Raw genomic sequence first — 24,831 nt, forward strand, 5'->3', positions numbered from 1 at the left:
CACAGCGGTGTCACGATCGCCTCGTACGTATCGGGGCCTTCCTTCTCCTGGCCGCCGTCGCACTGATCGCAACTCATCTCCTCATCGACACAACCGTTCCAGACCAACGGTCACTCTGGGCATACACGCTCGGAAGCTACGAAACAGCGTTCATCCTCGCGATCGTCGGACTGGCGCTCGTGCTGCGTGAACCCCCGGGAGGCGCGGATGAATCTCAATGACTACTGGACCAACGCCTTTTGGTCCGTCATCCCCACGATCGCCGTCGTCGCAGCATTCTGGTTCGTCCTGCGGTCCATCATCAGAGCCGACCGCAACGAACGAAAAGCACACGCCAAGATCGAGCAACAACTCCGCGCGGAACGAAACCATCCTCGCCAACTCGCATCGGCGGACGACGAGCGAGACCCGCTACCTGAACGCCGGAAACGTCTGCCGAAAGCAGATACCGGCGAACGTTAACGGCGGGCGCACGATGACGGGCGACGCGAACTCGCCGGAAACGATCGTTTTCGGCGGGTCGTCTGCTGCACGCTCCCTCCTGCTGTGCTCACTCGCGTCTTCAGCGGGAGATTTTGGAAAGCGGAGATGGGTCCGAGGCCTCGCTTGCGGCACCACCAGTAGAACCGAATGCGAAACCACGCCGCAAACGATCGTGTACGGCGGGCGGCACCGAACCGTGAGGTTGCTCAACATTTTCTTGCGAGAGGCGAGGGGAAGTCTGCAATGTCGGACATATGAGGGATCGTGGTGACTATGAGCTGACCAGGATCGTGAGGGAACGCTATGACCGGTAACGACGAGCCCGAAGGGCATTCGTCCCCCGATGGCGTTCCTACTCTCATCGCGTGGGCAACGGATCAGGCCTGGCTGGCCGAGGCAGACCGCGATCGCGCCGAGGAACGTTTCGACCGGCTCGCTGGAGACCGCGAACTCGCGACCGCACTCCAGGCCAGCGGATACCGTGGCCGGAACTACGATCTGTTCGCGAATGAGATCGCGAAGTACGGGTGGGCTGTCATCCGCGGGTGGATCTACAAAGGGCAGATTCGTGGCGAGGTGAAGCGAAAAGGCTTCGGCGCACTGGAGCCTGAGCCCCGCCCGGGCTCGATGATCGAAGAGGCCGAGAGCCTGGCGGATGAGACGATCGTGCTCGCCCTCACCGCGTTCCGAGACAAGGTGCTCGTCCCGGGCAAGTGGGACCCCGCCAAGGGAGCTTCCCTGCGCACGTTCTTCGTGGGCCAGTGCCTTCTGCAGTTCAGCAACGTCTACAAGCGTTGGCGTCGAGAAGAGCTGCGTTCATATGCGGAGCCGCAGGCTCCGCCGCCCGCAGCGGCCTGGGCCGACGACTTCGAGGAGGGTCCGTCGACGTCGGCTGCTCCCGACGCGAGCGAGGCGGCGCACATCAAGGACGAGCTGCGTCGTGCATTCGGGAGCATCAAGGACGAGCGTGTCCGCTCAGCCTTTTATCTGAACGTGACGCATGGCTTCACGCACGCGGAGATCGGCGAGAAGCTTGGCATGACCGCGAAAGCGGTGGAGTCGGCGATCGCGCGCGCACGTCAGCAAGTACGACAGAACCGGGAGTCCGCATGAGCAGTGAATTTCGAGGCAAGATCGAGCGCTCGTCCTTCGGGACCCAGAACGCGAAGGCGGCACGCCGAACCGTTTCCGCCAACAAAGCGCAGTCGCTCGTCTCGCGATCGATGACGGGCAAGACTCAATCGAAGCAGTTGAGAGGCCGCGAGGGGAAGTGACCAGCGGCGGACATATACCGAGATGTCGGGATCACAACGGAAAAGAGCCGCCCCGCGGTAACGGGACGGCTCACAAGCCCTGAGAAGGTCAGGTCTCATCCAGAGCACTGACTGTACCGGAGTTGGCAGCCGCAGACTAGCGGCGCTCCATCTCATGGCACCCCGGCACCAATCAGTGAAGGAGTTCCCATGGGAACCGTTCGTCGCTCTGCATCCACCGGTCGTTTCGTCTCCAAGGCCGCTGCGGCCCGCTGGCCCGGAAAGACCACCACCGAACGTGTCGGTTCCGGCACGAGCAACTCGACCACGGTGCACCGCTCCGCGTCGTCGGGCCGGTTCGTCACCGAATCGACCGCCAACCGCAACCCGGGCGGCACGATCAGCCAGCGCGTCTAATCGAACCTGAGGGCCTGCACGTGCACACGTGCAGGCCCTCGTTGTGTAAGTCGAGGGCCTCCAGAACCCCGTCGGTGGCGGTCAGTAGTTCACCTTGTCGATGACGAGGTTCCCGTCGAGCATCTCGTGCGGGACGGGTCCTGCACTGGGGGAGCGGGATGGTCAGTCTCACGAGGTCGGGGTCCGCAACGGTCTCCGCGGACGCCAAGGCGTGAGCGCCCGGGACGGCAACGCCGACCGGCATCTCAATGTCTGCCGCAGCGCCGGAGCCGGCAATGTTCACCGGAAGCCGGCGGCGAGTACTGTTCACCCGAAGGCTAGTGGGGGAGCTTTCCCCTCGTTCGTTCAAGTCTGGCCTTGCGTTGCCTAGACCTTGCGACGGAAGCCGGTGGAGTCCCGAGTGACATCGGGCGACCAACGATGCGGTTCTCGCTTCACGTCGGGCCACTCGAGATCAGATCGAACGATATCCGGTCCGCGCCGGTGTGTCGGAAGCCCGTCGAAGCCGACCGGGCTGATCCTGGGCGCAGGCGACGAAGATGTGCCTACCGGCACTCCGCCTCCCTCCGGGAGTGATGATGAAGCCAGCTGAGATCGCACGGATGATCGCTCGTCGACGGTTCTCGAAAGAGTCGGAGCTGCACTGGGTGCCGCGTGATCATCGTTCGGAGACTGGCTATGCGAACAACACCTCGTTCGCACCGGTCGACCGAAGTCTCGGCCGTTTGGATTGGTCTGTCATCGACCCCATGAAGGTTCGAGTATCGAAGGGCGCCAGCCACTTCTTCACAGGATCTGAGTACTTCTGGAGTCGCACCCGCAGCCACGTGTGGTGTGAGTCTCAGTTCGAGCGCGACGAGTTGATGTGGCTCGATTTTGCCGGACAGGTCGAAAGGGTGTGGTCGCAGCCGTTTGGCGTGGTGTTCGGCGTCCGCTCACCGATGGCCGGTCATTGGCACGTGCCGGATTTCTTGTTGCAGATGTCGGACGGCTCCTACGCCGTCCGAGATGTGAAGCCGAAGGAACGCATCGACGAGTCCGTGCAACTGCAGTTCGATGAAACCGCACGGCTGTCGGCAACGCTCGGCTGGCACTACGAGGTGCTCTCCGGTCACAGCGTCCATGCGACTCGCGTGGTCGAATGGTTGTCGGCGTCGCGTCATGACCGTTGCAGGCCGTCGGCGGACATCGAGGACAAGATCCTCGACGCAGCTACTCAGGGCAAAACACGCCGGGAGTTGTGTGAGCTGGCGTCTCCAGATTGCCCGCTTCTAGCGTGCGCATGGGTTGACAACCTCGCCTGGCGCAGACTTCTCGCGCTCGACTTGTCGTCCGTATTCAATAGCAACACGCTACTGACTACCGCACATCGGGAGAGAACGGACGCGATCAGTGTCCGATGAACGCAAACTGAAGCTCGGAGACTCTTTCGAGATTGACGGCGAGAGCTGGGTCTGGGTCCACATCATTCCTGGCCTGGAGGTGAAGCTCCGCTCTGAACACGCGCCCGATCGACACCTGATCATGTCCGTAGACGAGTTCCTGCTCCAGGCCGGAACAGCCCAACGGGATCGCAGCGTATCTCTTCGACCGGACGGGGATGCATGGCCGACCGACGTATGCGATATGGAAGCCCATCTCCTTGAGGCGTTCACGGGCAGGCCGATGGATCCGTTGGCCTCCGCTTCTCGGGCACAATACGACCCTGCGCTGACAACTCAGAACGCACGCGTTGACGCGAAGCTGCTCGAGCTAAAAGGCACGTCACTTGGGCGAGCGCGCAGCACCTTTCACCTCCTGTGGAAGACGTACCAGCAAGACGGTGCAGCCGGGCTGAATGCCCGCATGCATCGCAAGGGCGAGCAGCGACTCTCCATCAGCCGGGCAGATGCACGGCTGGTGACGATCATCGATCGATTCCTCGATCGCCAAACGGACAAGTCGACGAGCAGCAAACGCCGGTGCGCTGTCTTGGTGAGGCGAGAGCTCGAGACCACTTACCCGGGCGATCCTCTATGCGAGATCAAGGCTCGCACCCTCCAGGGCTACATCAACGAGCGGGCGGCCGGCCGTTACAGCTTCGACAAAGCGACCACCCGGCGAAACACCGATAACAGCCCCAAGCGTCAGTACTACTCCGGGGCTGCCTATCAACTTGGGGAGCGATGCGAGATCGATTCAACGAAACTCGACGTTCTCGTCTGGGATGAGAACAGTGAGTTCCGGCCGACACTCACCGTGCTTCTCGATGTCGCAAGCCGGGTACCGCTCGCTTGGGCGATTCACGCGGACAGCCCTGGCGGATTCGACCATGCACTCCTGCTCGCCCGGGCTGTCATCGGGCGCAAAGCCGTACCTGGTTCGGGAGCAGCCACCCTCGCGGGATCAGCCACGTTGCCTTCTGACCTGATGAAGCAGGTGAACCCCTACCTCACTGACGATTCTCTGGCCCTCCCGTGGATCTTCCCGCGATCGATCACTATCGACGGCGGAGCAGATTTTCGGTCCCGCACGTTCAGAGATGCCTGCAGCGCGTACGGAATCCACAGGGAACTTGCCCCCTCCAGAACGCCGACGGTAAAGCCACACGTAGAGCGCAACTTCGGCACCCTCTCGACAGACTTCGCCGCATGGCTGGCCGGTTTCGTGGGGAACTCCGTCGCCCATCGGGCCGCCAAAGACGACCCCACCCTCACCCTGGATTCGCTTCGCCTCATCCTCGACAGCTGGATAACGAACATCTACCTGAACAGGCCTCACCGTGGCTTGAAGTCGACGAGCTCCCCAGGGCGCATCTTCACCCCGAATCAGATGTACACCGAACTGTTCGCTGTAGGACCCGGCGTCCCGGTGCCTTTCGGAGTTGAGGAGTACCTCGCGCTCTTGCCCACGGAACGGCGCATGATCGGTCGTGCAGGGATCGAACTCCACAATCGCCGCTACGACTCATCCCACCTGGAAGATCTCCGCAATCGCTCCCTCACGGGCGCTGAACCGGGATCCGCGAAAGCCAGGAAATTCCCAGTGAGCTTCGACCCCTACAACGCCAATGCCGTCTGGGTGCGTCACCCAGAAACCGGTGTGTGGATCGAGTGCTGGGACATCGCTCTGCGGGAGAAGACAGCACCGATGGTCGCCGAGATCGACATGAAACTCCTTGCCCGATACCCCGACGCCGCAATCGACGATCCCGACCGCCGCCGCGAGTGGATCGACCACGTCGAAAGTCGCGAACGAGGAGACAAACGGAAGCGCACCCAGCACAAACGGGAGCAACAGCGCCTCAAGGTCGAAGCGCAACGTGAACCAGGCCCCTCGACAACGACACCGATCCCACTACGGCAATGGGCCAAACCCGTCGACATCAGCACCATCGATTGGACATCCCCCGACATAGATCTCGCGCAAGCAGAGGAGCTTGATTCATGAAGATCACCCCACTCGTCCTCCACCATGACCGCAAGACCAGCCTTGCAGGGCTTCGAGAAGCATTCGACGCCGAGCCCTCATCCCCGCCGAAGATCACCTTCCGTCAGTACAGAGATCTGGACAGTGAAGCTCGAGAGCTATACGACCAAGCTCGCGAAGACTTTCTCCGGCTGACGCTGAGGGTGAAGACACGCGAGCAAGCGGTCTGCGCTCGCATTCTGGAGGACCTCATCCGGATCAACCCTCGGCTGAAGAACTCGCGGCGCGGGCTGATGATATCCGCGCCGATGTTCTCCGGCAAGACAGAGCTCGCTCTCCTGTTGGCTCGATCCGTAGAACGCAGACACGCAGCCCAACACCCCGACTACCTCAGAGACGGAGACGCACCGGTCGTCTGGGTGGAGATGACCGAACACTCGACCGGAAAAGCTCTCCTTGCCCAGATCGTGGAGTTTCTCGCCCCCACCATCGTTCTCCCCAAACAGATCGCCACCGACAGGCTGAGGAAGCTTGCCGTCGAGGCCCTCCACCGTCACGGCACGAAGCTGCTCGTGATTGACGAAGCGCACAAGCTCGGCGGGACTGAACCCTCCAGTGTCATCAAAGCCCTCCAGAACGAGTCTTGTGCGACCGTCGTCCTGGTTGGAATCAATCTCGACCAAGCATTCAAGACGGGCGACGGCCTGCAAGTCAGCGCACGATGTGACTTCGTCACACTCGACAAGATCGACCCCGCCGTCCAAGAGGACTTCGAACAATGGATCAAATGGGTCGCCACCTTCGACAGCTTCCTACCACTATGCGGGCACGCCCACGGCCTTCTCACCCGCAACGCCGGCACGCTAGTCCACGCCGCCGACGGGAAACTCGCCGTTCTCGCGATGATCGTGGACCGCCTCGTCGCGTCCATCTTGCGCGACGAATCGCGCACCTCGGAGACCGTAACCCGCGAGCGACTCTTCGGGGTTCTCGATACTCTCCGGCGCACCACGCTCAACACACACAACGTCACCCTGGACGACCTGGTGGACGCCGCATGATCAGCACGCAGGCGTGGGCGAAACGACCCAAGTGGCATCATCTTGAGACGCCACGCTCCTACGCGCAGCGGCAATGCCGCGCCGCAGGAGTACCGTTCGACTTCGCCGAGAGGGCACTGACCAGCCGAGCGCAACCGAACATCCACCGCGTCTGGATCGACGACGAAGCGGCCGCTCGGACGGTCGAGGCGACGGCAGGGCGCCCAGCCGGTCATTACCTCCGCATGAAGCGTCTAGCGCAACCGGACTCCACACGGGCCTACCCGCAGCGCTTCCTGTGCCGCCTATGCAGTGCCGGGGAGACGATCGAGCAAATTCCCCACGATCGGGAAAACTTCTGTCTCCGACACCCGAGGCAGATGGTGTGGGTCGGTCCCGGAACCGAACCCGATACCCAGGTGATCGTTCCCTTCGATCCCACGCTTCGGAACGCGGAACTCTCCTTCCGTCGACTCGTCGCCACTGGTCGGGTCACCACACAACTGCACGGTCAAGTGTGGGCCATGGTGCGCGACAACGAAACGCTCTCCGCCCAGAACGCAGAGACCGGGCAGAATCCGTGCTTGATGAGCGCGGTACGCGAGATCGATCGCCGCGCACATCTGTACCGCGCGACGGTGCGCGTTCTGCAGATCTTGTCCAATCGTGCACACTGCGCACGATGGCGCACTCAGTCGGCGGCAGATCTACGACTCGACATCACCGCAACGTTGGGCCTCACCAACAGCGACATCCTCGTCGAACGCGTGATTCTCTGGCTCCGCCCCCTCCGCCGCCACACCATCCCCACGAAATTCCGCCCCCTGGAAGCCGCCCTCGACACCGTCGACGTCCCCCGCATCCTCGACACCACCGCCAACTACCCGCTGTGGATCCTCCGCCACCCGAAAGCCATCTCCGAATGGGACTGGGATCGCAACCCGCCCACCCGCGACCCCTGGTCCGGAGTCGATGTCTCTCACAAAGCGTGGTGGTTGTGCGAGGAGGGGCACTCCTGGGAAGCAAGCCCCCACGTGCGAGGCTCTGCCGAGACCAACTGCGAATATTGCATCGGCATGGACTTCTGGCCGGGACACACCGATCTCGGCACCCTGCGGCCAGACATCGCCGCGGAATGGGACACTACCCCAGGAGCCAACCGGGGGGACCCCCATCACGTGAGCGCCACCTCCGCCCGGAAAATCAACTGGAGGTGTACTGCTCACGAGCACACCTGGCCCGCCCAGGTGCGCTCCCGCACCACGCAAGAAAGCAAATGCCCCTATTGCAGCGGTAGCCGGGCGATACCGGGTGAAACAGATTTAGCCACTCTTCACCCCGGCCTCGCAGCAGAGTGGGATCACGAACTCAACGACAGCTCCATCACTCCGGAGACAGTCACCCCCGGATCGGACCGTGTCGTCTGGTGGCACGGCCACTGCGACCACAGCTGGGACGCGGCTGTCGGTGACCGTTGCTCAGGACACGGGTGCCCGTACTGCTCCAATCAACGCACCCTCGCCGGTTTCAATGACCTCGCCACCACTCACCCTCATCTCGCCGAACAATGGGACCGCGTCAACTCCAAGTCCGCTTGTGAGGTCACCGCGGGCTCGGATTACCCCGCAGTATGGCGCTGCGCGCTGAGTCACACATGGGAGCTCCCCGTCTGGGGCCGCACGAAGGACAAGACGGGATGCCCCGTGTGTGCGAATCGCGTCGTCCTCGCGGGGTTCAATGACTTGGGGACTCTCGATCCTCATTTGGCTTCGGAATGGGACCGCACCCCAGGAGCGAACGACCGGACACCGTCCGAAGTGACCGTCAGTAGTTCCTATGAAGCCCAATGGCGGTGCGCAGAAAACCACACCTGGCCAGCGACCGTCGCCAACCGACACGCAGGCTCAGGCTGCCCGTCATGCTCCGGCCGGGTCGCTATCCCGGGAGCCACTGACCTCGCGACACGCAGACCCGATATTGCCGCGCAATGGGATCCCAGCAACGACTGCTCACCGAATCAGGTCACGGTCTCCTCCCACGTGAAAGTGTCGTGGATCTGCCACCGCAATCACTCGTGGCCCGCGACAGTCAAAAACCGGACGTCCGGCTGCGGCTGCCCTTACTGCACAGGAAAGCTACCCATCCCAGGGGAGACCGACCTTGCAACCCTGCGACCCGATCTCGCAGCGCAGTGGGACTCCTCTAACGCCCTCTCGCCCACCGAGGTCACCGTGGGATCGGGGAGAAAAGTCACCTGGCACTGTGCCTGCGGGTATACATGGCCATCGAGAGTTCAGACCAGAACCCGCAGGCCTCACGCCCGCTGCCCCGAATGCCGCAAATAGCGACACTCCAGGTTCCAACGCCATCGAGCTCGCACTTGGCAATGCTGACCCCCTCGAGCACGAAGGACAAAGGCTCACGTGTTCGCTGCTCGCCCAAACGCGAGCGAGTCGAGAAGCGCTGAAGGCCTGACCAAGGTCGCACTGCCGACTCGCCGTTCACGTCAGCGTCGCGGATTGTCGAGCGCGTGCGCTTCTCAGAGGAGCTCGCTCACCAGCTGTTCGATGCGACCACGGATATCGTCGCGGATGGGCCGTACGGCGTCGATGCCCTGGCCAGCGGGGTCGTCGAGCTTCCAGTCTTCGTAGCGCTTTCCGGGGAAGAACGGGCAGGCGTCGCCACAACCCATGGTGATCACGACGTCAGAGGCCTGCACCGCCTCGGTGGTGAGGACCTTGGGCTGCTCGGCGGTGATGTCGATACCAAGTTCCTGCATCGCGTCGACGGCGGTGGGGTTGATCTGATCCGCAGGCATGGACCCGGCCGAGCGCACTTCGATACGGTCGCCAGCGATCTCGCGGAGGAACCCGGCCGCCATCTGCGACCGTCCGGCATTGTGAACGCAGACGAAGAGGACGGACGGCTTGACGGTGGTGTCAGTCATGTTTGCTCCTGAATGGGCGGTAGAGGGGTTAGCGGAGAAGGTCGTCGACGAGAACATGGACGCGTGCGGCGATATCGTCACGGATCGCTTCGACGCCTTCGCGAGACGCGAGAGCGGGGTCACCCACCGCCCAGTCGTCGTACCGAACGCCGGGGATGATCGGGCAAACGTCCCCGCAGCCCATCGTGACGACCACATCTGCCGCGCGCACCGCGTCGTCGGTGAGCGGCTTGGGATACCGATCGGCGGCAATGTCACCTTCGATGTCCGTGAGCAATGATCGCACATGGGGGTGGATGACGTCCGCGGGATTCGACCCTGCGGAGCGCGCAACGACCTTGCCGCCGCTGATCTGATTCACGAGTGCTGCGGCGAGCTGGGAGCGTCCGGCGTTCGCGACGCACACAAACAGCACCTGCGGGACGGAAGAGACGCGGTCTCTGGTGAGGTCAGCGAGGCGCTGCCGGGCGAACCTCTCGGTCAAGGGGATCAATGCAGAGGTGACGCGAGCAGTGCGGGCAAGGGACGTGTACGACTCGCGGACGATGGTGAGCACCACGTCCGCGTCAACCTCCGGAATCTCGGCGGCGAGCTCATCGGCAAGATGAGTCACGCGCGCGTCGAAGTCGGGTCGAGTGCTCGCATCCGTGTGCTCAACGCTCCACGGCTCACTCACGGTCGCAGGTGCGAACGAGTCCAGGAGAGCGGTGACCGCGCCTCGGCGGTTCGGGTTGATGCGGTACCAGACCCAGGTGCCACGCCGCTCGGAGACGAGGACATCCACGTCTTTGAGGACTTTCAGGTGGTGCGACACGGTGGGCTGGGAGACGTCGGCCAGTTCGGCCAGGTCGCACACGCACGATTCTCCGCGGGGATCGGAGGCGATGGCCGACAGCATGCGCAGCCTGAGCGGGTCGGACAGCGCTTTTAGCGTCGCTGCGACCGAGGTGGCAGCGTCGATGCCGATCGCGTGGGTGGCGACGGGACTGCAGGTGTCGCCGGTGGTCGTCAGTGTGACGTTCATGGCTACATCCTTTCAGCGGTGTACGGGTTGGTGTGGAACCAGCGTCGGGCCGCCCACAGGGAGACGTAAACGAGTCCGACGAGCACGGGGACCTCGATCAGTGGGCCGACGACGCCGGCGAGGGCCTGACCGGAGGTGGCCCCGAAGGTGCCGATGGCGACGGCGATGGCGAGTTCGAAGTTGTTGCCCGCGGCCGTGAACGCCAGCGTGGAGGATCGGGCGTATCCGAGCCCGAGCGCCTTCCCGGTGAACAGTCCGATGAACCACATCACGGCGAAGTACGCCAACAGCGGGAGGGCGATACGGGCCACATCCCACGGCCGGTTGGTGACCTGCTCGCCCTGCAGGGCGAACAGCAACACAATCGTGAACAGCAGGCCGTACAGCGCCCACGGTCCGATCTTGGGAAGGAACTTCTCTTCGTACCAGTCGCGGCCCTTCGCACGCTCCCCGATCAGGCGGGAGGCGAAGCCGGCGATCAGGGGGATGCCGAGGAAGACGAGGACATTGAGGGCGATCTGCCAGACCGAGATCTCCAGTCCCTGCGAGTCCAGTCCGAGCCATCCGGGGAGCACGGTGAGGTAGAACCAACCGAGCAGGGAGAAGGCGATGACCTGGAACACGGAGTTGATGGCGACAAGGACGGCGGCGGCTTCCCGATCGCCGCAGGCGAGATCGTTCCAGATGACGACCATCGCGATGCAGCGGGCCAGGCCCACGATGATGAGGCCGGTGCGGTACTCGGGGAGATCCGGAAGGAACGCCCAGGCGAGGGCGAACATCAGTGCCGGTCCGACGACCCAGTTCAGAGCGAGTGAGGAGATGAGTAGCTTCTTGTCGCCGGTGACAGCGGCGACTTTGTCGTAGCGGACCTTCGCGAGGACCGGGTACATCATCACCAGCAGGCCGAGAGCGATCGGCACAGAGATGCCGCCAACCTCAATGTGTGCGAGGAGGTCGGAGACGCCAGGGATGAAGCGGCCGACGAGGATTCCGGCGACCATAGCCAGTCCGATCCACAGCGGCAACCATCGGTCAAGGGTCGACAGGCGGCGGGTCGTCGTTGTGGGGGTGGGTGCGGTTGCGGTGCTCATGCGAGGAGCGCCTCCATCTTCTCTGCGATTACGGGCTTGGCGTGGGCGCCGATGAGCATGTCAACGCGCGCACCCTGGTTGTAGAAGACCAGCGTGGGGATCGACGTGACGCCGATGGCGGTCACCGTGGCCGGGTTCTGGTCGGCGTCGAGCTTCACGATCTTGACCCGCCCGTCGTACTCGACGGCGAGCTGGTTCAGAAGCGGTGCGATCTGCTTACACGGACCGCACCAGGTGGCCCAGATGTCCACCACGACGGGGATCTCGGAGTCGGTGACTTCGTTCTGGAATGTGGCGTCGGTGACCACGATCGGGAAACTCATGCGAGGACCTCCTGGGCATCGAATGCGGGCGCGGTGTCCGTGAGGGCCGCGAGGTAGTGCTGGGCGTCCTGGGCGGCCGCGCAGCCCGTACCGGCTGCGGTGATGGCCTGCCGGTAGGTGTGATCGACCAGGTCGCCGGCGGCGAAGACGCCGTCGAGGGTGGTGCGGGTGGACGGGTGGACGACCCGCACATACCCGTCGGCGTCGGTGTCGACGGAGCCCGCGACGAGCTCGGAGCGCGGGTCGTGCCCGATGGCGACGAAGACCCCAGTGACGGAGAGTTCGCGCTCCGCCCCGGAGACCGTGTCGCGCAGCGTGACCGCCTCGACCTTGTCCGTCCCGAGGATGCCGGCCACTTCGCTGTTCCAGGCGACGTCGATCTTCGGGTGCTCGAGCACCCGCTGCGCCATGATCTGTGAGGCGCGGAACGTGTCGCGGCGGTGCACCACGGTGACCTTCGACGCGAACCGGGTGAGGAACAGAGCTTCCTCCATCGCCGAATCGCCACCGCCGACCACGACGATCTCCTGGTCGCGGAAGAAGAAGCCGTCGCAGGTCGCACACCAGGAGACCCCGTGGCCGGTGAGACGCTCTTCGTCGGCCAGTCCGATCTTGCGGTACGCGGACCCCATGGCGAGGATCACCGCACGCGCCAGGTACGTGTCACCCGATCCGGTGCGCACCGTCTTCACCGGCCCTGCCAGGTCGACCGCGACAGCGTCGTCGAGAAGGATGCGGGCACCGAAGCGCTCAGCCTGCGCGCGCATCGACTCCATCAACTCCGGACCCTGGACACCGTCGACGAAACCGGGGAAGTTCTCCACCTCGGTGGTTGTCATGAGCGCACCGCCGGCGGTGACGGAACCGGCAAGCACGACAGGGGCAAGGCCCGCCCGCGCCGCATACACCGCAGCCGTATACCCGGCGGGCCCGGATCCGATGATGACTAGCTCAACCTCTTGAATCGACATGCGTCTATATTGACACTTATCAATGCAACGTGCAAGCCTGGTGTCATACCAACGATCCGGCGAGTGTCTCGCCGGAGGAGAGAAGGATGACGTGACAGACCCTCAGACCGTGCTGTTCATCTGTACGCACAATGCGGGACGCTCGCAGCTGGGCGCGCACCTGCTGGCCCGGCATGCTGGCGATCGACTGATCGCAGACAGCGCCGGAGTGCACCCCGCTGCCGCGATCAACCCCGCGGTCGCCGCGACCCTCGACGACCTCGGCATCGACACATCAGCGGCAGTACCGCGCGGTGTCACCCCGGACGACCTCGCGAACGCTGATGTGGTGGTGCTGATGAAGCCGGGCTTGGAACTACCCGGGCCGGTCTCCGGCGAGCTCGTGCAGTGGGAGTTCCCCGACCCTGCGGACTGGTCCGTGGACAGCGACTCGGTTCGTGACCTGCGCGATTCGGTCGATCTCAAGGTGCGGGCACTGGCAGCCCGACTGTTGGAGTAGCCAGGCCCCTCAAGGAAGATCCTCGCAGCGCAGGCACGCTCAACCTTCATCACCACTCCCGCCTGGGCGGTACACCTCAGAGCATGGCAGGCTTGCATCGACCTCAATACCTCTGGCCGTCGCGGCCGTCGCCTTCGGCGAGTTCAGACCATACCTAGACGCGTCGACAGCTCGCGCGCAGCTCGCGAGACGAGCGCGCCAAGCGCCTCAAGGCGGTGCCCGATTCGCGCCTTCGGGGCGCTTACGTTCACGGCTGCGACGATACGTCCCGTGAAGTCGATGATCGGCGCCGAGGCTGCCACCACCCCGAACTCGAGCTCCTCGTCCGATAGCGCGTAGCCCTGCTCGCGGATACGGCCGAGTTCGGTGTGCAGGCTCGCGAGATCCGTCACCGGAGAGTTGCCCGGCGGGGGAGAGTCCAGAACCGGGAATCCGGAGGGGTCAGCCTGGTCGAAACGGCCGACGAGGGGCTGATCCTGCCCGTGGTCGTCATACCAGCGTGCGAGGGACTCCTCGTCCCAGTCGCTCAGCAGCGCACGACCCGAGGGAGTGCGCCACGCGGCCGTGGTGGTGCCCGCCCAGCCGGTCGTGCGCACGTCGTGCGGGCTCAGCTCGCTAAGCAGCGTAAGCACGTTGCCGCCGCGCAGCACGCACAGGTGACTCGTCTCGCGCGTGGACTGCACAAGTCGTCGCAGGATGCTGCGCGAGGCGTGCACGAGCGTCGACGTGGCCGTGTGCGCCGCCAGGGCGTATAGCCGCGGCCCGAGCAGGTAGCGCAGCGACTCCTCATCGCGTTCGACGAGTCCGGTCTCGGCGAGCGTCGCGAGTGTGCGTGACACGACCGCCTTGTCCCGCCCGGTGAGCTGTGCCACCTGCGAGACGCCGAGTCCGCCGGAGCGCAACGCCTCGTCGCCGCCGAGCAGCTCGAGGATCTCGATGTCGCGTCCGAGGCCGGAGGAATTGCGGCGAGGGCCGCCGGAGGTGGTGGTCACGGTAAGAGTGTAGCGTCAGCGGTTGCCATATACACAACGCTCTTTGACGAAATGGCCACAAAGGCTACCGTGAGTCTCATCCCCGGTACCGGCCTCAACGACGAGACAGGAGCCCTCTTGACCGGATTCAACTGGGAAGACCTCATGGCCTTCCTCACGCGTCGCGCGGACGACATTCTTGAGCTCACCCGCGATCACCTCGTCGTCGTCGTCGTCTCAGTCGTCCTCGCGGCGATTATCGGCATCGGCCTCGGCATCCTGGTCCGCAACCGTCGCATCGCCCGCACCACCGTGCTCACGGCCGCCGCTGTCGCGATCACCATCCCGTCACTCGCCCTCCTTGCCCTCCTGAGCCCCGTCCTCGGCCTCGGGTGGCTGCCGACCGTCGTCGCCCTCGTTTTCTACTCGCTGCTCCCGGTGGTGCGGAACACCGTCGTGGGACTCCGCGAAGTACCGGTCTCGGTGCTCGAGTCGGCGCGGGGCATGGGCCTCGGCCCCACCCGCATCCTCTTCACGGTGCAGCTGCCGATCGCCTGGCCGGTCATCATGACCGGCATCCGTGTCGCCGCCCAACTCACGGTCGGGATCGCGGCGATCGCCGCCTACGTCGCCGGCCCCGGGCTCGGCGAGTACATCTTCAAGGGCCTGAGCTCGCTCGGTTCGAAGAACGCCCTCAACTACGCGCTCACGGGCACCGTCGCAGTGATCATCCTCGCGCTCGTCCTCGACGGCATCCTCGTGCTCGTCGCCCGCCTCACCACCTCAAGGGGTCTCCGTGCCTGACATCACAACGAACACCGGCGTTCTCACCTCCCTCGCGGCGCAGCAGGGCGGCGTCGACATCGTCCTCGACCACATCACCAAGCAGTACCCGGGTCAGCAGAGGCCCGCCGTCGAGGACTTCTCGATGCGTGTAGAGCCCGGCGAGCTGATCATGTTCGTCGGCCCCAGCGGCTGCGGCAAGACCACGACGATGAAGATGATCAACCGCATCATCGAGCCGACCTCCGGGTCGATCCGGATCAACGGCGATGACGTGCTGTCGCTCGACGGCAACGAGCTGCGTCGGCACATCGGCTACGTCATCCAGCAGATCGGCCTGTTCCCGCACTTCACGATCGCCGAGAACATCGCGATCGTGCCGAAGCTGCTCGGCTGGTCCAAAGCCCGTATCGCCGAGCGCGTGGACGAGCTCCTGCGCACCGTGCAGCTCGACCCGGGCACGTTCGCACAGCGATACCCCCGTCAGCTTTCCGGCGGGCAGCAGCAGCGTGTCGGAGTGGCCCGGGCACTGGCTGCCGATCCGCCCGTCATGCTCATGGACGAGCCCTTCGGTGCGACCGACCCGATCACGCGGGAGAAGCTGCAGGCGGAGTTCCTGCGCATTCAGGCCGACATCGGCAAGACCATCATCTTCGTGACGCACGATTTCGAAGAGGCGATCCGCATGGGCGACCGCATCGCAGTGCTGAGCGATCGCAGCCAGATCGAGCAGTTCGACACTCCGGCGCGCATCCTCGCCGAGCCTGCCAACGACTATGTACGATCGTTCATCGGCGAGGGGGCCGCCCTGAAGCGTCTCGCTCTGATCCCGGTGACGGACGCGCGAATCGGATCCGCGGATGCCGCAGCCCCGGCCGTCACGGTCGACGAGCACTCCTCGCTGCGCGAGGCCCTCGACACCCTGGTGCTGACCGGCGCCGCGCGCGTCAACGTCACCCGCGCCGGGGCGGTCGTCGGCTCGATCGACCAGGCGGCCATCTCGGCAGCGCTGGGCTCCGAAGGCCCCGCGCGTCGCGCCGAGGAGGCGTGACCGTGACCGGCCCCCAGGTCGTGCCCTCCGCGACCACGATGCTGCGCACGCAGTCCGCGCCCCGACGCGGCATGCCCGTGCTGCTGCGCCGCCTGATGCCGCTCATCGTCGTCGCGGTCGTGCTGGTGCTCACCTACGTGTGGGTGTCGAGCCTCGACCTCGACTCGATCGAGCAGCGCACGCTCAACGCCGACTACATCACGGCCCGCATCGGCGAGCACCTCGTGCTGTCGATCATCGCCTCCGTGCTCGTGGCTGTGCTGGCGATCCCCGCCGGCATCGCGGTGAGCCGCTCCCGATCGAAGGTGTTCCGCGGCGTCGTGATCGGCATCGCGAACATCGGTCAGGCGACGCCGGCGATCGGCGTCGTGATCCTGCTCGCAATCGTCTGGCAGACGGGATTCACGACGGCACTGCTCGCACTCGTGATCTACTCCTTCCTGCCCGTGCTGCAGAACACGATCGCGGGCCTCGCCCAGGTCGATCCCAGCATCCGCGAGTCGGCCCGGGGCATGGGCATGACCCCGTCACAGGTTCTGCGCCGAGTGGAGCTGCCGCTCGCCTCGCCCGTGATCCTCGCGGGACTCCGCACCGCGCTCGTCTTCGCGGTCGGTGTGGCCACGGTCGCGACCTTCATCAACGCCGGCGGTCTCGGCGACATGATCATCAACGGCCTGAAGCTGCAGCGCTATCCCGTTCTCGTCGTCGGAGCGATCCTCGTCGCCTCGATCGCCGTGCTCATCGACTGGGCCGCCGGCGTCGTGGAGGACATCGTTCGACCCAAGGGCCTCTGAGCACCACCACTCCACCACTAATTCACATGCACAGCACACTCCCTTCCCGAAAGGAACTTGCAATGAACACACGCACCATCGCCACCGCCTCGTTCGCCGCCATCGCCGCCGGCGCTCTGCTCCTCACCGGCTGCTCGTCCGGTGCCGGCGGAGGCTCCGGAGCCCAAGGCGACGAGCTGGAAGGTCTCACTGGCGAGATCGGCTCGAAGGACTTTTCGGAGCAGTACATCCTCGCCTACATGACGGCGGAACTGCTCAATGCGCACGGTGCCGACGTCGAGGCCAACACGAAGCTCGTCGGCTCCGCCAACGTGCGTCAGGCGCTCGAGAATGACCAGTTCCTCGGCTACTGGGAGTACACCGGCACGTCGTGGATCACGTACAACGGCAATACGACGCCGGTGCAGGGCGCCGAGGCGCAGTTCGATGCCGTCAAGGGAGCGGACGCCGAGAACGGCATCGCGTGGCTCGACCCCGCGCCGTTCAACAACACCTACGCCTTCGCGATCCGTAAGAAGGAGGCTGACGAGCTGGGCGTGAAGACGCTGAGTGATGTCGCAGCCCTGCCGAGCGCCGATCAGACGTTCTGCATCGAGAGCGAGTTCTCGACGCGCGACGATGGCTGGCCGGGTCTCAAGGCCGCCTACGGCTTCGATGCCCCGGACTCGAACGTCACGATGCTCGACACCGGCGTCATCTACACGGCGACCCAGAAGGGCGACGACTGCAACTTCGGCGAGGTCTTCCAGACCGACGGCCGCATCCCCGCCCTCGACCTCGTGGTGATGGAAGACGACAAGGAGTTCTTCCCCAGCTACCAGGGCGGCTTCACGCTCAAGCAGAGCACCCTCGACGAGTACCCGGCGATCGCCGACGTGCTGGCCGAGCTGAGCCCGCTGCTGACCACCGAGGTCATGCAGGAGCTCAACGCCAAGGCCGATGTCGACGGTGAGGACCCCGAGGACATCGCGATCGACTGGCTCGAGGAGCAGGGACTCATCTGATGACCTCGACCATCCAGCTCGGCGAGAGCTTCGTCGGCGACGGCGTCAACGCCGCACACATCAACACCGTGCTCGGCCACCGCGAGGGACCTGCGGGGACGGCGTGGGCCACTGCCCTCGCCAGCCCCAGCCAGGGGCACGTGCCCTTCGTGGCGGTGCTCCGCCCCTCCCTCCCGGTGAAGCCCCTGACGCTGTTCGTCACGAAGGCCGCACCGGCGGGTGACGAGCACGGCCTCCTCATCTGGGGCCCGGCGCAGGCCGGAGTCGCTGCGGGCGTGGCCGACGCCGTCGCCGACGGTGTGATCCCGCGCGAGGCTGCCGACACGCACGCCCTCATCGCCGCAGTGTGGGTCAATCCGGCGGCCGACGACGCCGACACGGTCTACCGCAACAACCGCGAGGCGACACGCACCGCGCTCGCGAACGGCGCGGCGGGCCTGCCCAAGCTCGACGCCGTGCTGGAAGCCCGGCACGCGCCGACCAATCCGTTCTACACCCCTTCCACCGCATCCGCCTGATCCACAAAGGACACGCATCACCCATGAGCTCTCCCACCCCCGTCCTCGACCCAACGCCGGTCGGGACCCGACCCACCGTCGGGTTCATCGGACTCGGCAACATGGGGTCAGGAATGACCCGCAACCTGCAGGCCGCGGGCTTCCCGCTGGTCGTGACCGATCTGCGCCGCGAGTCGGCGTCCGACCTGATCGAGGGCGGTGCCCGGTGGGCTGAGACCCCTCGCGAGGTCGCCGCCGCCAGTGACCTCATCATCACGATGCTGCCGACGCCCAAGCACGTCGAGGCCGTCGCCTCGGGGCCTGACGGCCTCGTGGTGGGGCTGCCGGACGGCGGTACCTGGATCGACATGTCGACCTCGGTGCCGGACGTGCTGGACGGTGTGCGCGCCGCGACCGCCGGCCGCGGACTGCACCTGCTCGACGCCCCCGTCAGTGGGATGTCAGTGGGCGCCGCGAACGGGATGCTGCAGATCTTCGTCGGTGGTGACGCCGACGATGTGCAGCGGCTGCGTCCCGTGTTCGAGGCGATGGGGGACCCGGAGCGGATCCTGCACGTCGGCGGGCCCGGCGCAGGCTACGCCGTGAAGCTCATGATCAACCAGCTGTGGTTCTCCCACCTGGTCGCGACGGCGGAGGTGCTGTCGGTCGGCGTCGCCGCGGGGGTCGACCTTGGCGTGCTGCGGGACGCGCTCATCGCGAGCCCCGCGAACAGCACCTTCGTCTCACGCGACGTGTTGTCGATCCTCGACCACGGCGACTACGACGAGGGCTTCGCGATCGCCCTCGCCTGCAAGGACCTCGGTCTCTCCGTCGATCTGGCCCGCTCGGTCGGGATGCCGGTCGAGCTGTCCTCCCTCGTCGAGCAGATCTTCCGTCGAGCCCGCGCGAGCTACGGCGACCGCGCCGGGGAGATGACGCCCGTGCGTCTCTACGAGGAACTACTCGGCCGCGACCTCCGTCGGGAGATGCCCGCATGACCGCGGCACGCGAGGCCGAGGTCATCGCCTCCGTCCCCACCGGCCTGCTGATCGGCGGTCAGTGGCGGGAAGCGACCTCCGGCCACACCTTCGAGGTGCACGACCCGTCGACGGGTGAGGTGCTCGCCCATGTCGCCGATGCGACGCCCGAGGACGGCATGGCCGCACTCGACGCTGCTGCTGCGGCGCAGACCGCCTGGGCCGCCACTGCTCCGCGACAGCGCGGGGAGATCCTGCGCCGGGCGTTCGAGCTCGTCACGGCCCGCGCCGAGGACTTCGCACTCGTCATGACGCTCGAGATGGGCAAGCCTCTCGCCGAATCGCGCGCCGAGGTCGCGTACGGCGCCGAGTTCCTGCGCTGGTTCTCGGAAGAAGCACCCCGCATCTCCGGGCGATACGCCACCGCTCCCGACGGCCGCAACCGACTGCTCGTCGCGAAGCGACCGGTCGGTCCGAGCCTGCTCATCACCCCGTGGAACTTCCCGCTCGCGATGGCCACGCGCAAGATCGCGCCGGCACTCGCGGCCGGCTGCACCTCGGTGCTCAAGCCCGCCGCGCTCACACCGCTCACCGCACTCCTGTTCGCCGAGGTGCTCCGCGAGGCCGGAGTGCCGGACGGCGTCGTGAACGTCATCCCCACGACCCGCGCCGGCGCGGTCACGGGCCCGCTCATCACCGACCCGCGACTGCGCAAACTCTCGTTCACCGGATCAACCGAAGTGGGGCGCCGCCTCATCGCGGACGCCGCGCACCAGGTGCTCCGCGTCTCGATGGAACTCGGAGGCAACGCCCCCTTCCTCGTGTTCGACGACGCTGACGTGGACGCCGCGGTCGAGGGTGCCCTGCTCGCAAAGCTCCGCAACGGCGGCGAGGCCTGCGTCGCCGCGAACCGCTTCCTCGTGCACGAGAGCGTGGCGGAGGAATTCACCTCGCGGCTCGTTGAACGCATGGCAGGGTACGTCAACGCCCGCGGCACCGACCCGGAGTCGACCCTCGGGCCGCTCGTGGACGAGTCGACCCGCAAGAAGGTCGCCGACCTCGTGTCCGGCGCGCTGGAGGACGGAGCGAGCATCGCACTCGGCGGCAGCATCCCCCAGGGGCGCGGCTACTTCTACCCGGCGACCGTGCTCGTGGACGTGCCGCAGGACGCCCGCATCCTCCAGGAGGAGATCTTCGGACCCGTCGCGCCCATCACCGTGTTCCGCGACGAGGACGAGGCCGTGCGCCTCGCCAACGCGAGCGAGTACGGGCTGGTGTGCTTCGCGTACACCCGCGACCTGAACCGGGCGCTGCGCCTCGCCGAGCGTCTGGAGACCGGCATGTTCGGCCTCAACACCGGACTCGTGTCGAACCCGGCTGCGCCGTTCGGTGGCGTCAAGCAGTCCGGCATCGGTCGCGAGGGCGGCTTCGAGGGCATCGACGAGTACCTCGAGACGACCTACATCGGCATCGCCGATCCCTTCGTCGGCACCCACTCCTGAAGGATCATCCGTGCACATCACCGACTTCTCCCTCGACCACTTCTCCCTCCGGGGCAAGCGGGCGATCGTCACCGGGGGCAACACCGGTCTCGGCCAGGCGTTCACCCTCGCTCTCGCCAAAGCGGGTGCCGACATGTTCGTTCCGACGCTGTTCGACGACGGCGGCGAGACCGCAGCTCTCCTCGCCGAGGCGGGTGTCGGCTACCGGGAACTCCGCGTCGACATCACGGCGGAGGGCGCACCCGCGCGCGTGATCGACGCATGCGTCGAGGCGTTCGGGGGCGTGGACGTTCTGGTCAACTCGGCCGGGATCAGCCGCATCGCCGACGTCACCGAGTTCGGGCGCGTGCAGTGGGACCCCATGGTCGCGGTGAACCTCACCGCCGCGTTCGAAATGTCGCACGAGGCCGCGAAGCGGATGATCCCGCAGGGCTCGGGCAAGATCATCAACATCGCCTCGCTGTTCTCGTTCCTCGGGGGACTCGGATCTCCCGCGTACGCCGCGACCAAGCACGGCATCGCCGGGCTCACGAAGGCGTACGCCGACGAGCTCGGCGGACACGGCATCCAGGTCAACGCGATCGCCCCGGGATACTTCGCCACCCCGATTACCTCCGAGACGCGTGGGGACGCGGAGGCGAACCGGCGCATCGTCGACCACACGCCGGCGGGGAGGTGGGGGGACGTCGCCGATCTCATGGGCGCGACCGTCTTCCTCGCGAGCCCCGCCTCCGACTTCGTCAACGGGCACGTGCTGTCCGTCGACGGCGGTTACCTGGTGCGCTGACCGCGGCGCCCCCACACCCTCAACGAACAGGACACCTTCCCCATGGTCACTTCACGATCCGCTCTCTCACGTGAGGAGATCGTCACCCGACTGCAGGAGATCCTCGGCACCGACCAGGTCGAGACCGAGGCGCAGGCGCTGCGCGAGGCGAGCGTCGACCGCTTCAAGAAGTACACATCCGTGCACGGCATCTTCGACGGTCCGATCCCCTCCGCGATCGCCTACGCGCGGTCCACCGCCGACGTGTCGGCGATCCTCGCGTTCGCGGACGAGAACCTCGTCAACGTCGTGCCCCGCACCGGCCGCACCGCGACCGAGGGCGGACTCGAGACGATCGTCGAGGATTCGATCGTGCTCGACGGCTCGCGAATGGACGCGATCCTCGACATCGACCCCGTCGACATGATGGTCACGGCCCAGTGCGGCGTTCCGCTGCAGCTGCTCGAAGACACCCTTCGGGCGCAGGGCCTCACGACGGGGCACTCACCGCAGTCGAAGCCGCTCGCGCAGATGGGTGGACTGGTCGCGACCCGGTCCATCGGCCAGTTCTCCACGCTGTACGGCGGGATCGAGGACATGGTGATCGGGCTCGAAGCCGTGCTGCCCGACGGCGAGGTCGTACGCATCAAGAACGTGCCGCGACGCGCCGCCGGACCCGACATCCGCCACATCATGATCGGCAACGAGGGCGCGCTTGCCGTCATCACCGAGGTCACCGTCAAGGTGTTCACCTACCAGCCGGAGAACAATCGTTTCCTCGGGTACCTCGTCGACTCGCTCCCGGCGGGCGTGGCAGGTCTCCGCGAGATCATCGTCGCCGGCTACCGCCCGTCGGTGGCACGCGCGTACTCCGAGGAGGACGCCGCGCAGCACTTCTCGCACTTCGCCGACGGCAAGGCCGTGGTCGTGGTCGTCGCCGAAGGACCGAAGGGCGTGGCCGACGCCACAGCCGCCGGCGTCGAGGAAATCTTCGCCAGCATCCCGCACGAGGAGGTCGACCCCGCACTGATCGAGAACTGGTTCGACAACCTCAATTGGGGGCAGGACAAGATCGACGCCGAGAAGCGCGAGATGCTCGAGAAGGCGCGCCTCGGCTACACGACCGAGGTATCGATCGACTGGTCAGGCGTCGAGGAACTGTTCGAGTCCGTCATGCGCCGCGCACGCACCGAGTTCCCGCGCGCGGCGGACCTGCGGATGCTCGGCGCGCACTCCTCGCACAGCTACCAGACCGGCACCAACTTGTACTTCGTCTACGACTACGACATCGCCTGCGAGCCGCGCGAAGAGATCACCGAGTACCACGAGCCCCTCAACGCGATCGTCGTGGAGGAGGCACTGCGCCTCGGCGGCTCCATGGTGCACCACCACGGCATCGGCAAGTACCGCACGCCGTGGACACATGAGGAGCACGGCAGCGCCTACCGGCTGCTGCGCACCCTCAAGGACGGGCTCGACCCGCGCGGGATCATGAACCGCGGGACCATCTATCCCCTGGACGACGTCGCCACGCCCGAGGCCGAGATGGCGACGCGGGCGTGAGCGCGTCGGCGGCGGGGTACGTCGTCGCGATCGACAACGGCTCGCAGAGCACGAAGGTCCTGATCGTCGACGGCGACGGGACCGTGCACGCGAGCGCCCGTGTCGCGCTGCGGCCGTATTCGTCGCCCGCGCCGGGTCGATGGGAGCATCCGGACGACGACCTGTGGGACTCGATCGTCGCCGCGACGCGCGCCGCGGTCGCCGACTTCGCGGGGGATCCGGCCGAGATCCGCGGCATCGGCCTGTGCACGATCCGCTTCTGCCGGGCCGTGCTGCGCGCTGACGGATCGCTCGCCCAGCCGGTCATGAGCTGGATGGACGAGCGTCTGCCGCGCGCGTACGAGCGTGAAACCGACGAGGCGGTGTACGTCACAACTTCGTCGGGGTACATCACTCACAAGCTCACCGGAGAGCGCCAGGATGCCGCGGGCAACGTACAGGGCAGCTGGCCTATCGACACTGCACACTGGGCCTGGAGCATGGATGCCGCCGAGTATGAGCGTGTGGGTCTGGGACGGGAGATGTTGTTCGACCTGGTCGCTCCAGGCGAGGCACTCGGCACTCTCGCCTCCGAGGTAGCACTGCTGCTCGGTCTGCCCGCGGGAATCCCCGTGATCGCGACGTCGAACGACAAGGCCGTCGAAGCCCTGGGTGCAGGGCTCCAGGACGAGGGGGACGCATTGTTGTCCCTGGGCACGTACGTCGCGACCATGACGCCAGGGGATCGTCCGCTGCCACCGCATCCAGACGTGTGGACGAACTTCTCGTCACAGCCCGGCGGATACCTCTACGAAAGCGCCGGAGTGCGACGCGGCATGTGGACGGTCAGCTGGTTCCGCGACGTCGTATCCGGGTCCATCGAGGCAACGTCGGAAGATGACCTCAACCGCGGTGCCGACAACGTCCCGGCTGGCGCGGGCGGCCTCGTCGCTGCTCTGGACTGGCTCGCGCCCGCGGATGAGCCGTGGCGGCGCGGGGCGCTGGTCGGCTTCGACGGCACGCAGGGACGGTTCCACATCTATCGGGCGATCCTCGAGGCGCTCGCGATCGAGACCGAGAGCGCTGACGCCCGTGCGCGCCGCGCGCTCGGGCGAGACCGTCGTTCCCTCATCGTCACCGGCGGTGGAAGCGAATCGGATCTCATGCTGCGCATCCTGGCTGCCGTATATGGGGTACCCGTGCGCACACCCCGTGTACGTGACGCAGCTGGTATGGGGGCAGCGATCTGCGCGGCCGTCGGGACGGGGCTGCACCCCACCTGGGCTGACGCCATCACTGCCATGGTGGGGACAGGACAAGAAATTCAGCCCGACCTCGAACTCGTCAGCGCGTACGGGGAAGTCCGTCAGACGTACAGACGAGTGATTCCCCGCGTGCGGACGCTGTTCTCCCCATAAGCCACTCACGGCAGATGTCCCGCGATACATGCAGAAGGGGAGCTCGCCCGAGGTGGAAGAGCTCCCC

25 protein-coding genes are annotated in these 24,831 nt (G+C 65.8%); 19 read left to right on the forward strand and 6 right to left on the reverse strand.

The window, feature by feature from the left end; all coding sequences use genetic code 11:
• Positions 1 to 207 precede the first annotated feature (207 nt).
• From AB0N68_RS04605 to AB0N68_RS04640, 8 genes are all read left to right on the forward strand, one after another.
• On the forward strand, positions 208 to 462 hold the full coding sequence (locus tag AB0N68_RS04605; protein ID WP_081859903.1) for a hypothetical protein: 255 nt from the start codon (positions 208 to 210) through the stop codon (positions 460 to 462).
• A gap of 324 nt (positions 463 to 786) precedes the next feature.
• Entirely contained in the window at positions 787 to 1,596 is an 810-nt protein-coding gene (locus AB0N68_RS04610) for an RNA polymerase sigma factor (RefSeq protein WP_029264083.1), read from the forward strand.
• A complete protein-coding gene (locus tag AB0N68_RS04615) occupies positions 1,593 to 1,757 on the forward strand; it encodes a hypothetical protein (RefSeq protein ID WP_157547053.1) in 165 nt (54 codons plus the stop codon). Before AB0N68_RS04610 ends, AB0N68_RS04615 begins: the two co-directional genes overlap by 4 nt.
• 189 nt (positions 1,758 to 1,946) lie before the next feature.
• Positions 1,947 to 2,153, forward strand: coding sequence for a hypothetical protein (locus AB0N68_RS04620; RefSeq protein ID WP_017201940.1), 207 nt, complete (start codon positions 1,947 to 1,949; stop codon positions 2,151 to 2,153).
• A gap of 578 nt (positions 2,154 to 2,731) precedes the next feature.
• On the forward strand, positions 2,732 to 3,556 hold the full coding sequence (locus AB0N68_RS04625; protein ID WP_164479518.1) for a TnsA-like heteromeric transposase endonuclease subunit: 825 nt from the start codon (positions 2,732 to 2,734) through the stop codon (positions 3,554 to 3,556).
• On the forward strand, positions 3,546 to 5,582 hold the full coding sequence (locus AB0N68_RS04630) for a TnsB C-terminal domain-containing protein (protein ID WP_029264081.1): 2,037 nt from the start codon (positions 3,546 to 3,548) through the stop codon (positions 5,580 to 5,582). Before AB0N68_RS04625 ends, AB0N68_RS04630 begins: the two co-directional genes overlap by 11 nt.
• Positions 5,579 to 6,622 carry a TniB family NTP-binding protein gene (locus AB0N68_RS04635; RefSeq protein ID WP_363332213.1) on the forward strand — a complete coding sequence of 348 codons (1,044 nt, stop codon included), beginning with the start codon at positions 5,579 to 5,581 and terminating at the stop codon, positions 6,620 to 6,622. The genes AB0N68_RS04630 and AB0N68_RS04635 overlap by 4 nt, the downstream gene beginning before the upstream one ends.
• Positions 6,619 to 8,946, forward strand: a complete 2,328-nt coding sequence (locus AB0N68_RS04640; protein WP_192576810.1) for a zinc-ribbon domain-containing protein — start codon at positions 6,619 to 6,621, stop codon at positions 8,944 to 8,946. Before AB0N68_RS04635 ends, AB0N68_RS04640 begins: the two co-directional genes overlap by 4 nt.
• A 194-nt stretch (positions 8,947 to 9,140) precedes the next feature.
• Here AB0N68_RS04640 and AB0N68_RS04645 read toward each other — a convergent pair whose 3' ends face one another.
• The 5 genes from AB0N68_RS04645 to trxB are packed head-to-tail and all read right to left on the reverse strand — an operon-like array spanning position 9,141 to position 12,960.
• Positions 9,141 to 9,548, reverse strand: coding sequence for an arsenate reductase ArsC (locus AB0N68_RS04645; RefSeq protein WP_017201945.1), 408 nt, complete (start codon positions 9,546 to 9,548; stop codon positions 9,141 to 9,143).
• A 28-nt stretch (positions 9,549 to 9,576) separates the two neighbouring features.
• Positions 9,577 to 10,572: a metalloregulator ArsR/SmtB family transcription factor gene (locus AB0N68_RS04650; protein ID WP_017201946.1), complete on the reverse strand. Its 996-nt coding sequence runs from the start codon at positions 10,570 to 10,572 to the stop codon at positions 9,577 to 9,579.
• A 2-nt stretch (positions 10,573 to 10,574) separates the two neighbouring features.
• On the reverse strand, positions 10,575 to 11,666 hold the full coding sequence (gene arsB / locus AB0N68_RS04655; protein ID WP_026049682.1) for an ACR3 family arsenite efflux transporter: 1,092 nt from the start codon (positions 11,664 to 11,666) through the stop codon (positions 10,575 to 10,577).
• Entirely contained in the window at positions 11,663 to 11,989 is a 327-nt protein-coding gene (gene trxA, locus AB0N68_RS04660; RefSeq protein WP_017201948.1) for a thioredoxin, read from the reverse strand. Before trxA ends, arsB begins: the two co-directional genes overlap by 4 nt.
• Positions 11,986 to 12,960 (reverse strand): thioredoxin-disulfide reductase, encoded by a 975-nt coding sequence (gene trxB, locus AB0N68_RS04665; RefSeq protein ID WP_151460105.1) that lies wholly within the window; start codon positions 12,958 to 12,960, stop codon positions 11,986 to 11,988. Before trxB ends, trxA begins: the two co-directional genes overlap by 4 nt.
• 91 nt (positions 12,961 to 13,051) lie before the next feature.
• On the opposite strand from trxB, the gene AB0N68_RS04670 reads away from it, so the two are divergent.
• A complete protein-coding gene (locus tag AB0N68_RS04670; RefSeq protein ID WP_017201950.1) occupies positions 13,052 to 13,459 on the forward strand; it encodes an arsenate-mycothiol transferase ArsC in 408 nt (135 codons plus the stop codon).
• 143 nt (positions 13,460 to 13,602) lie between these two features.
• Here the strand turns inward: AB0N68_RS04670 and AB0N68_RS04675 are convergent, their stop codons facing one another.
• A complete protein-coding gene (locus AB0N68_RS04675) occupies positions 13,603 to 14,451 on the reverse strand; it encodes an IclR family transcriptional regulator (RefSeq protein WP_017201951.1) in 849 nt (282 codons plus the stop codon).
• A 69-nt stretch (positions 14,452 to 14,520) separates the two neighbouring features.
• Between AB0N68_RS04675 and AB0N68_RS04680 the strand changes: the two genes are divergently transcribed.
• The 10 genes from AB0N68_RS04680 (at position 14,521) to AB0N68_RS04725 (ending at position 24,764) form a co-directional block, all read left to right on the forward strand.
• Positions 14,521 to 15,234 (forward strand): ABC transporter permease, encoded by a 714-nt coding sequence (locus AB0N68_RS04680; RefSeq protein ID WP_017201952.1) that lies wholly within the window; start codon positions 14,521 to 14,523, stop codon positions 15,232 to 15,234.
• Positions 15,227 to 16,264, forward strand: a complete 1,038-nt coding sequence (locus tag AB0N68_RS04685; RefSeq protein ID WP_017201953.1) for an ABC transporter ATP-binding protein — start codon at positions 15,227 to 15,229, stop codon at positions 16,262 to 16,264. Before AB0N68_RS04680 ends, AB0N68_RS04685 begins: the two co-directional genes overlap by 8 nt.
• Complete coding sequence (locus AB0N68_RS04690; protein ID WP_017201954.1) at positions 16,261 to 17,058, forward strand: ABC transporter permease; 798 nt, start codon at positions 16,261 to 16,263, stop codon at positions 17,056 to 17,058. The genes AB0N68_RS04685 and AB0N68_RS04690 overlap by 4 nt, the downstream gene beginning before the upstream one ends.
• Positions 17,059 to 17,120: 62 nt before the next feature.
• A complete protein-coding gene (locus AB0N68_RS04695; RefSeq protein WP_017201955.1) occupies positions 17,121 to 18,062 on the forward strand; it encodes a glycine betaine ABC transporter substrate-binding protein in 942 nt (313 codons plus the stop codon).
• A complete protein-coding gene (gene fae, locus AB0N68_RS04700; protein WP_017201956.1) occupies positions 18,062 to 18,580 on the forward strand; it encodes a formaldehyde-activating enzyme in 519 nt (172 codons plus the stop codon). Before AB0N68_RS04695 ends, fae begins: the two co-directional genes overlap by 1 nt.
• A gap of 23 nt (positions 18,581 to 18,603) precedes the next feature.
• On the forward strand, positions 18,604 to 19,557 hold the full coding sequence (locus AB0N68_RS04705) for an NAD(P)-dependent oxidoreductase (RefSeq protein ID WP_017201957.1): 954 nt from the start codon (positions 18,604 to 18,606) through the stop codon (positions 19,555 to 19,557).
• Complete coding sequence (locus tag AB0N68_RS04710; protein ID WP_017201958.1) at positions 19,554 to 21,038, forward strand: NAD-dependent succinate-semialdehyde dehydrogenase; 1,485 nt, start codon at positions 19,554 to 19,556, stop codon at positions 21,036 to 21,038. The genes AB0N68_RS04705 and AB0N68_RS04710 overlap by 4 nt, the downstream gene beginning before the upstream one ends.
• Before the next feature lie 10 nt (positions 21,039 to 21,048).
• A complete protein-coding gene (locus AB0N68_RS04715) occupies positions 21,049 to 21,825 on the forward strand; it encodes an SDR family oxidoreductase (protein ID WP_017201959.1) in 777 nt (258 codons plus the stop codon).
• 42 nt (positions 21,826 to 21,867) lie between these two features.
• On the forward strand, positions 21,868 to 23,367 hold the full coding sequence (locus AB0N68_RS04720) for an FAD-binding oxidoreductase (protein WP_363332221.1): 1,500 nt from the start codon (positions 21,868 to 21,870) through the stop codon (positions 23,365 to 23,367).
• Positions 23,364 to 24,764 carry an FGGY-family carbohydrate kinase gene (locus AB0N68_RS04725; RefSeq protein WP_017201961.1) on the forward strand — a complete coding sequence of 467 codons (1,401 nt, stop codon included), beginning with the start codon at positions 23,364 to 23,366 and terminating at the stop codon, positions 24,762 to 24,764. Before AB0N68_RS04720 ends, AB0N68_RS04725 begins: the two co-directional genes overlap by 4 nt.
• Positions 24,765 to 24,831 lie beyond the last annotated feature (67 nt).

This window comes from Microbacterium meiriae, assembly GCF_040685015.1.
Taxonomy (GTDB): Bacteria; Actinomycetota; Actinomycetes; order Actinomycetales; family Microbacteriaceae; genus Microbacterium; species Microbacterium meiriae.

Bases quoted from the DNA above. Each gene is read 5' to 3' on its own strand.
- AB0N68_RS04610 (WP_029264083.1), top strand. From the start codon at position 787: ATGACCGGTAACGACGAGCCCGAAGGGCATTCGTCCCCCGATGGCGTT.
- AB0N68_RS04615 (WP_157547053.1), top strand. From the start codon at position 1,593: ATGAGCAGTGAATTTCGAGGCAAGATCGAGCGCTCGTCCTTCGGGACC.
- AB0N68_RS04710 (WP_017201958.1), top strand. From the start codon at position 19,554: ATGACCGCGGCACGCGAGGCCGAGGTCATCGCCTCCGTCCCCACCGGC.
- AB0N68_RS04695 (WP_017201955.1), top strand. From the start codon at position 17,121: ATGAACACACGCACCATCGCCACCGCCTCGTTCGCCGCCATCGCCGCC.
- AB0N68_RS04605 (WP_081859903.1), top strand. From the start codon at position 208: ATGAATCTCAATGACTACTGGACCAACGCCTTTTGGTCCGTCATCCCC.
- fae (WP_017201956.1), top strand. From the start codon at position 18,062: ATGACCTCGACCATCCAGCTCGGCGAGAGCTTCGTCGGCGACGGCGTC.
- AB0N68_RS04720 (WP_363332221.1), top strand. From the start codon at position 21,868: ATGGTCACTTCACGATCCGCTCTCTCACGTGAGGAGATCGTCACCCGA.
- AB0N68_RS04645 (WP_017201945.1), bottom strand. From the start codon at position 9,548: ATGACTGACACCACCGTCAAGCCGTCCGTCCTCTTCGTCTGCGTTCAC.
- arsB (WP_026049682.1), bottom strand. From the start codon at position 11,666: ATGAGCACCGCAACCGCACCCACCCCCACAACGACGACCCGCCGCCTG.
- AB0N68_RS04620 (WP_017201940.1), top strand. From the start codon at position 1,947: ATGGGAACCGTTCGTCGCTCTGCATCCACCGGTCGTTTCGTCTCCAAG.
- AB0N68_RS04635 (WP_363332213.1), top strand. From the start codon at position 5,579: ATGAAGATCACCCCACTCGTCCTCCACCATGACCGCAAGACCAGCCTT.
- AB0N68_RS04705 (WP_017201957.1), top strand. From the start codon at position 18,604: ATGAGCTCTCCCACCCCCGTCCTCGACCCAACGCCGGTCGGGACCCGA.
- AB0N68_RS04650 (WP_017201946.1), bottom strand. From the start codon at position 10,572: ATGAACGTCACACTGACGACCACCGGCGACACCTGCAGTCCCGTCGCC.
- trxA (WP_017201948.1), bottom strand. From the start codon at position 11,989: ATGAGTTTCCCGATCGTGGTCACCGACGCCACATTCCAGAACGAAGTC.
- AB0N68_RS04625 (WP_164479518.1), top strand. From the start codon at position 2,732: ATGAAGCCAGCTGAGATCGCACGGATGATCGCTCGTCGACGGTTCTCG.
- trxB (WP_151460105.1), bottom strand. From the start codon at position 12,960: ATGTCGATTCAAGAGGTTGAGCTAGTCATCATCGGATCCGGGCCCGCC.
- AB0N68_RS04640 (WP_192576810.1), top strand. From the start codon at position 6,619: ATGATCAGCACGCAGGCGTGGGCGAAACGACCCAAGTGGCATCATCTT.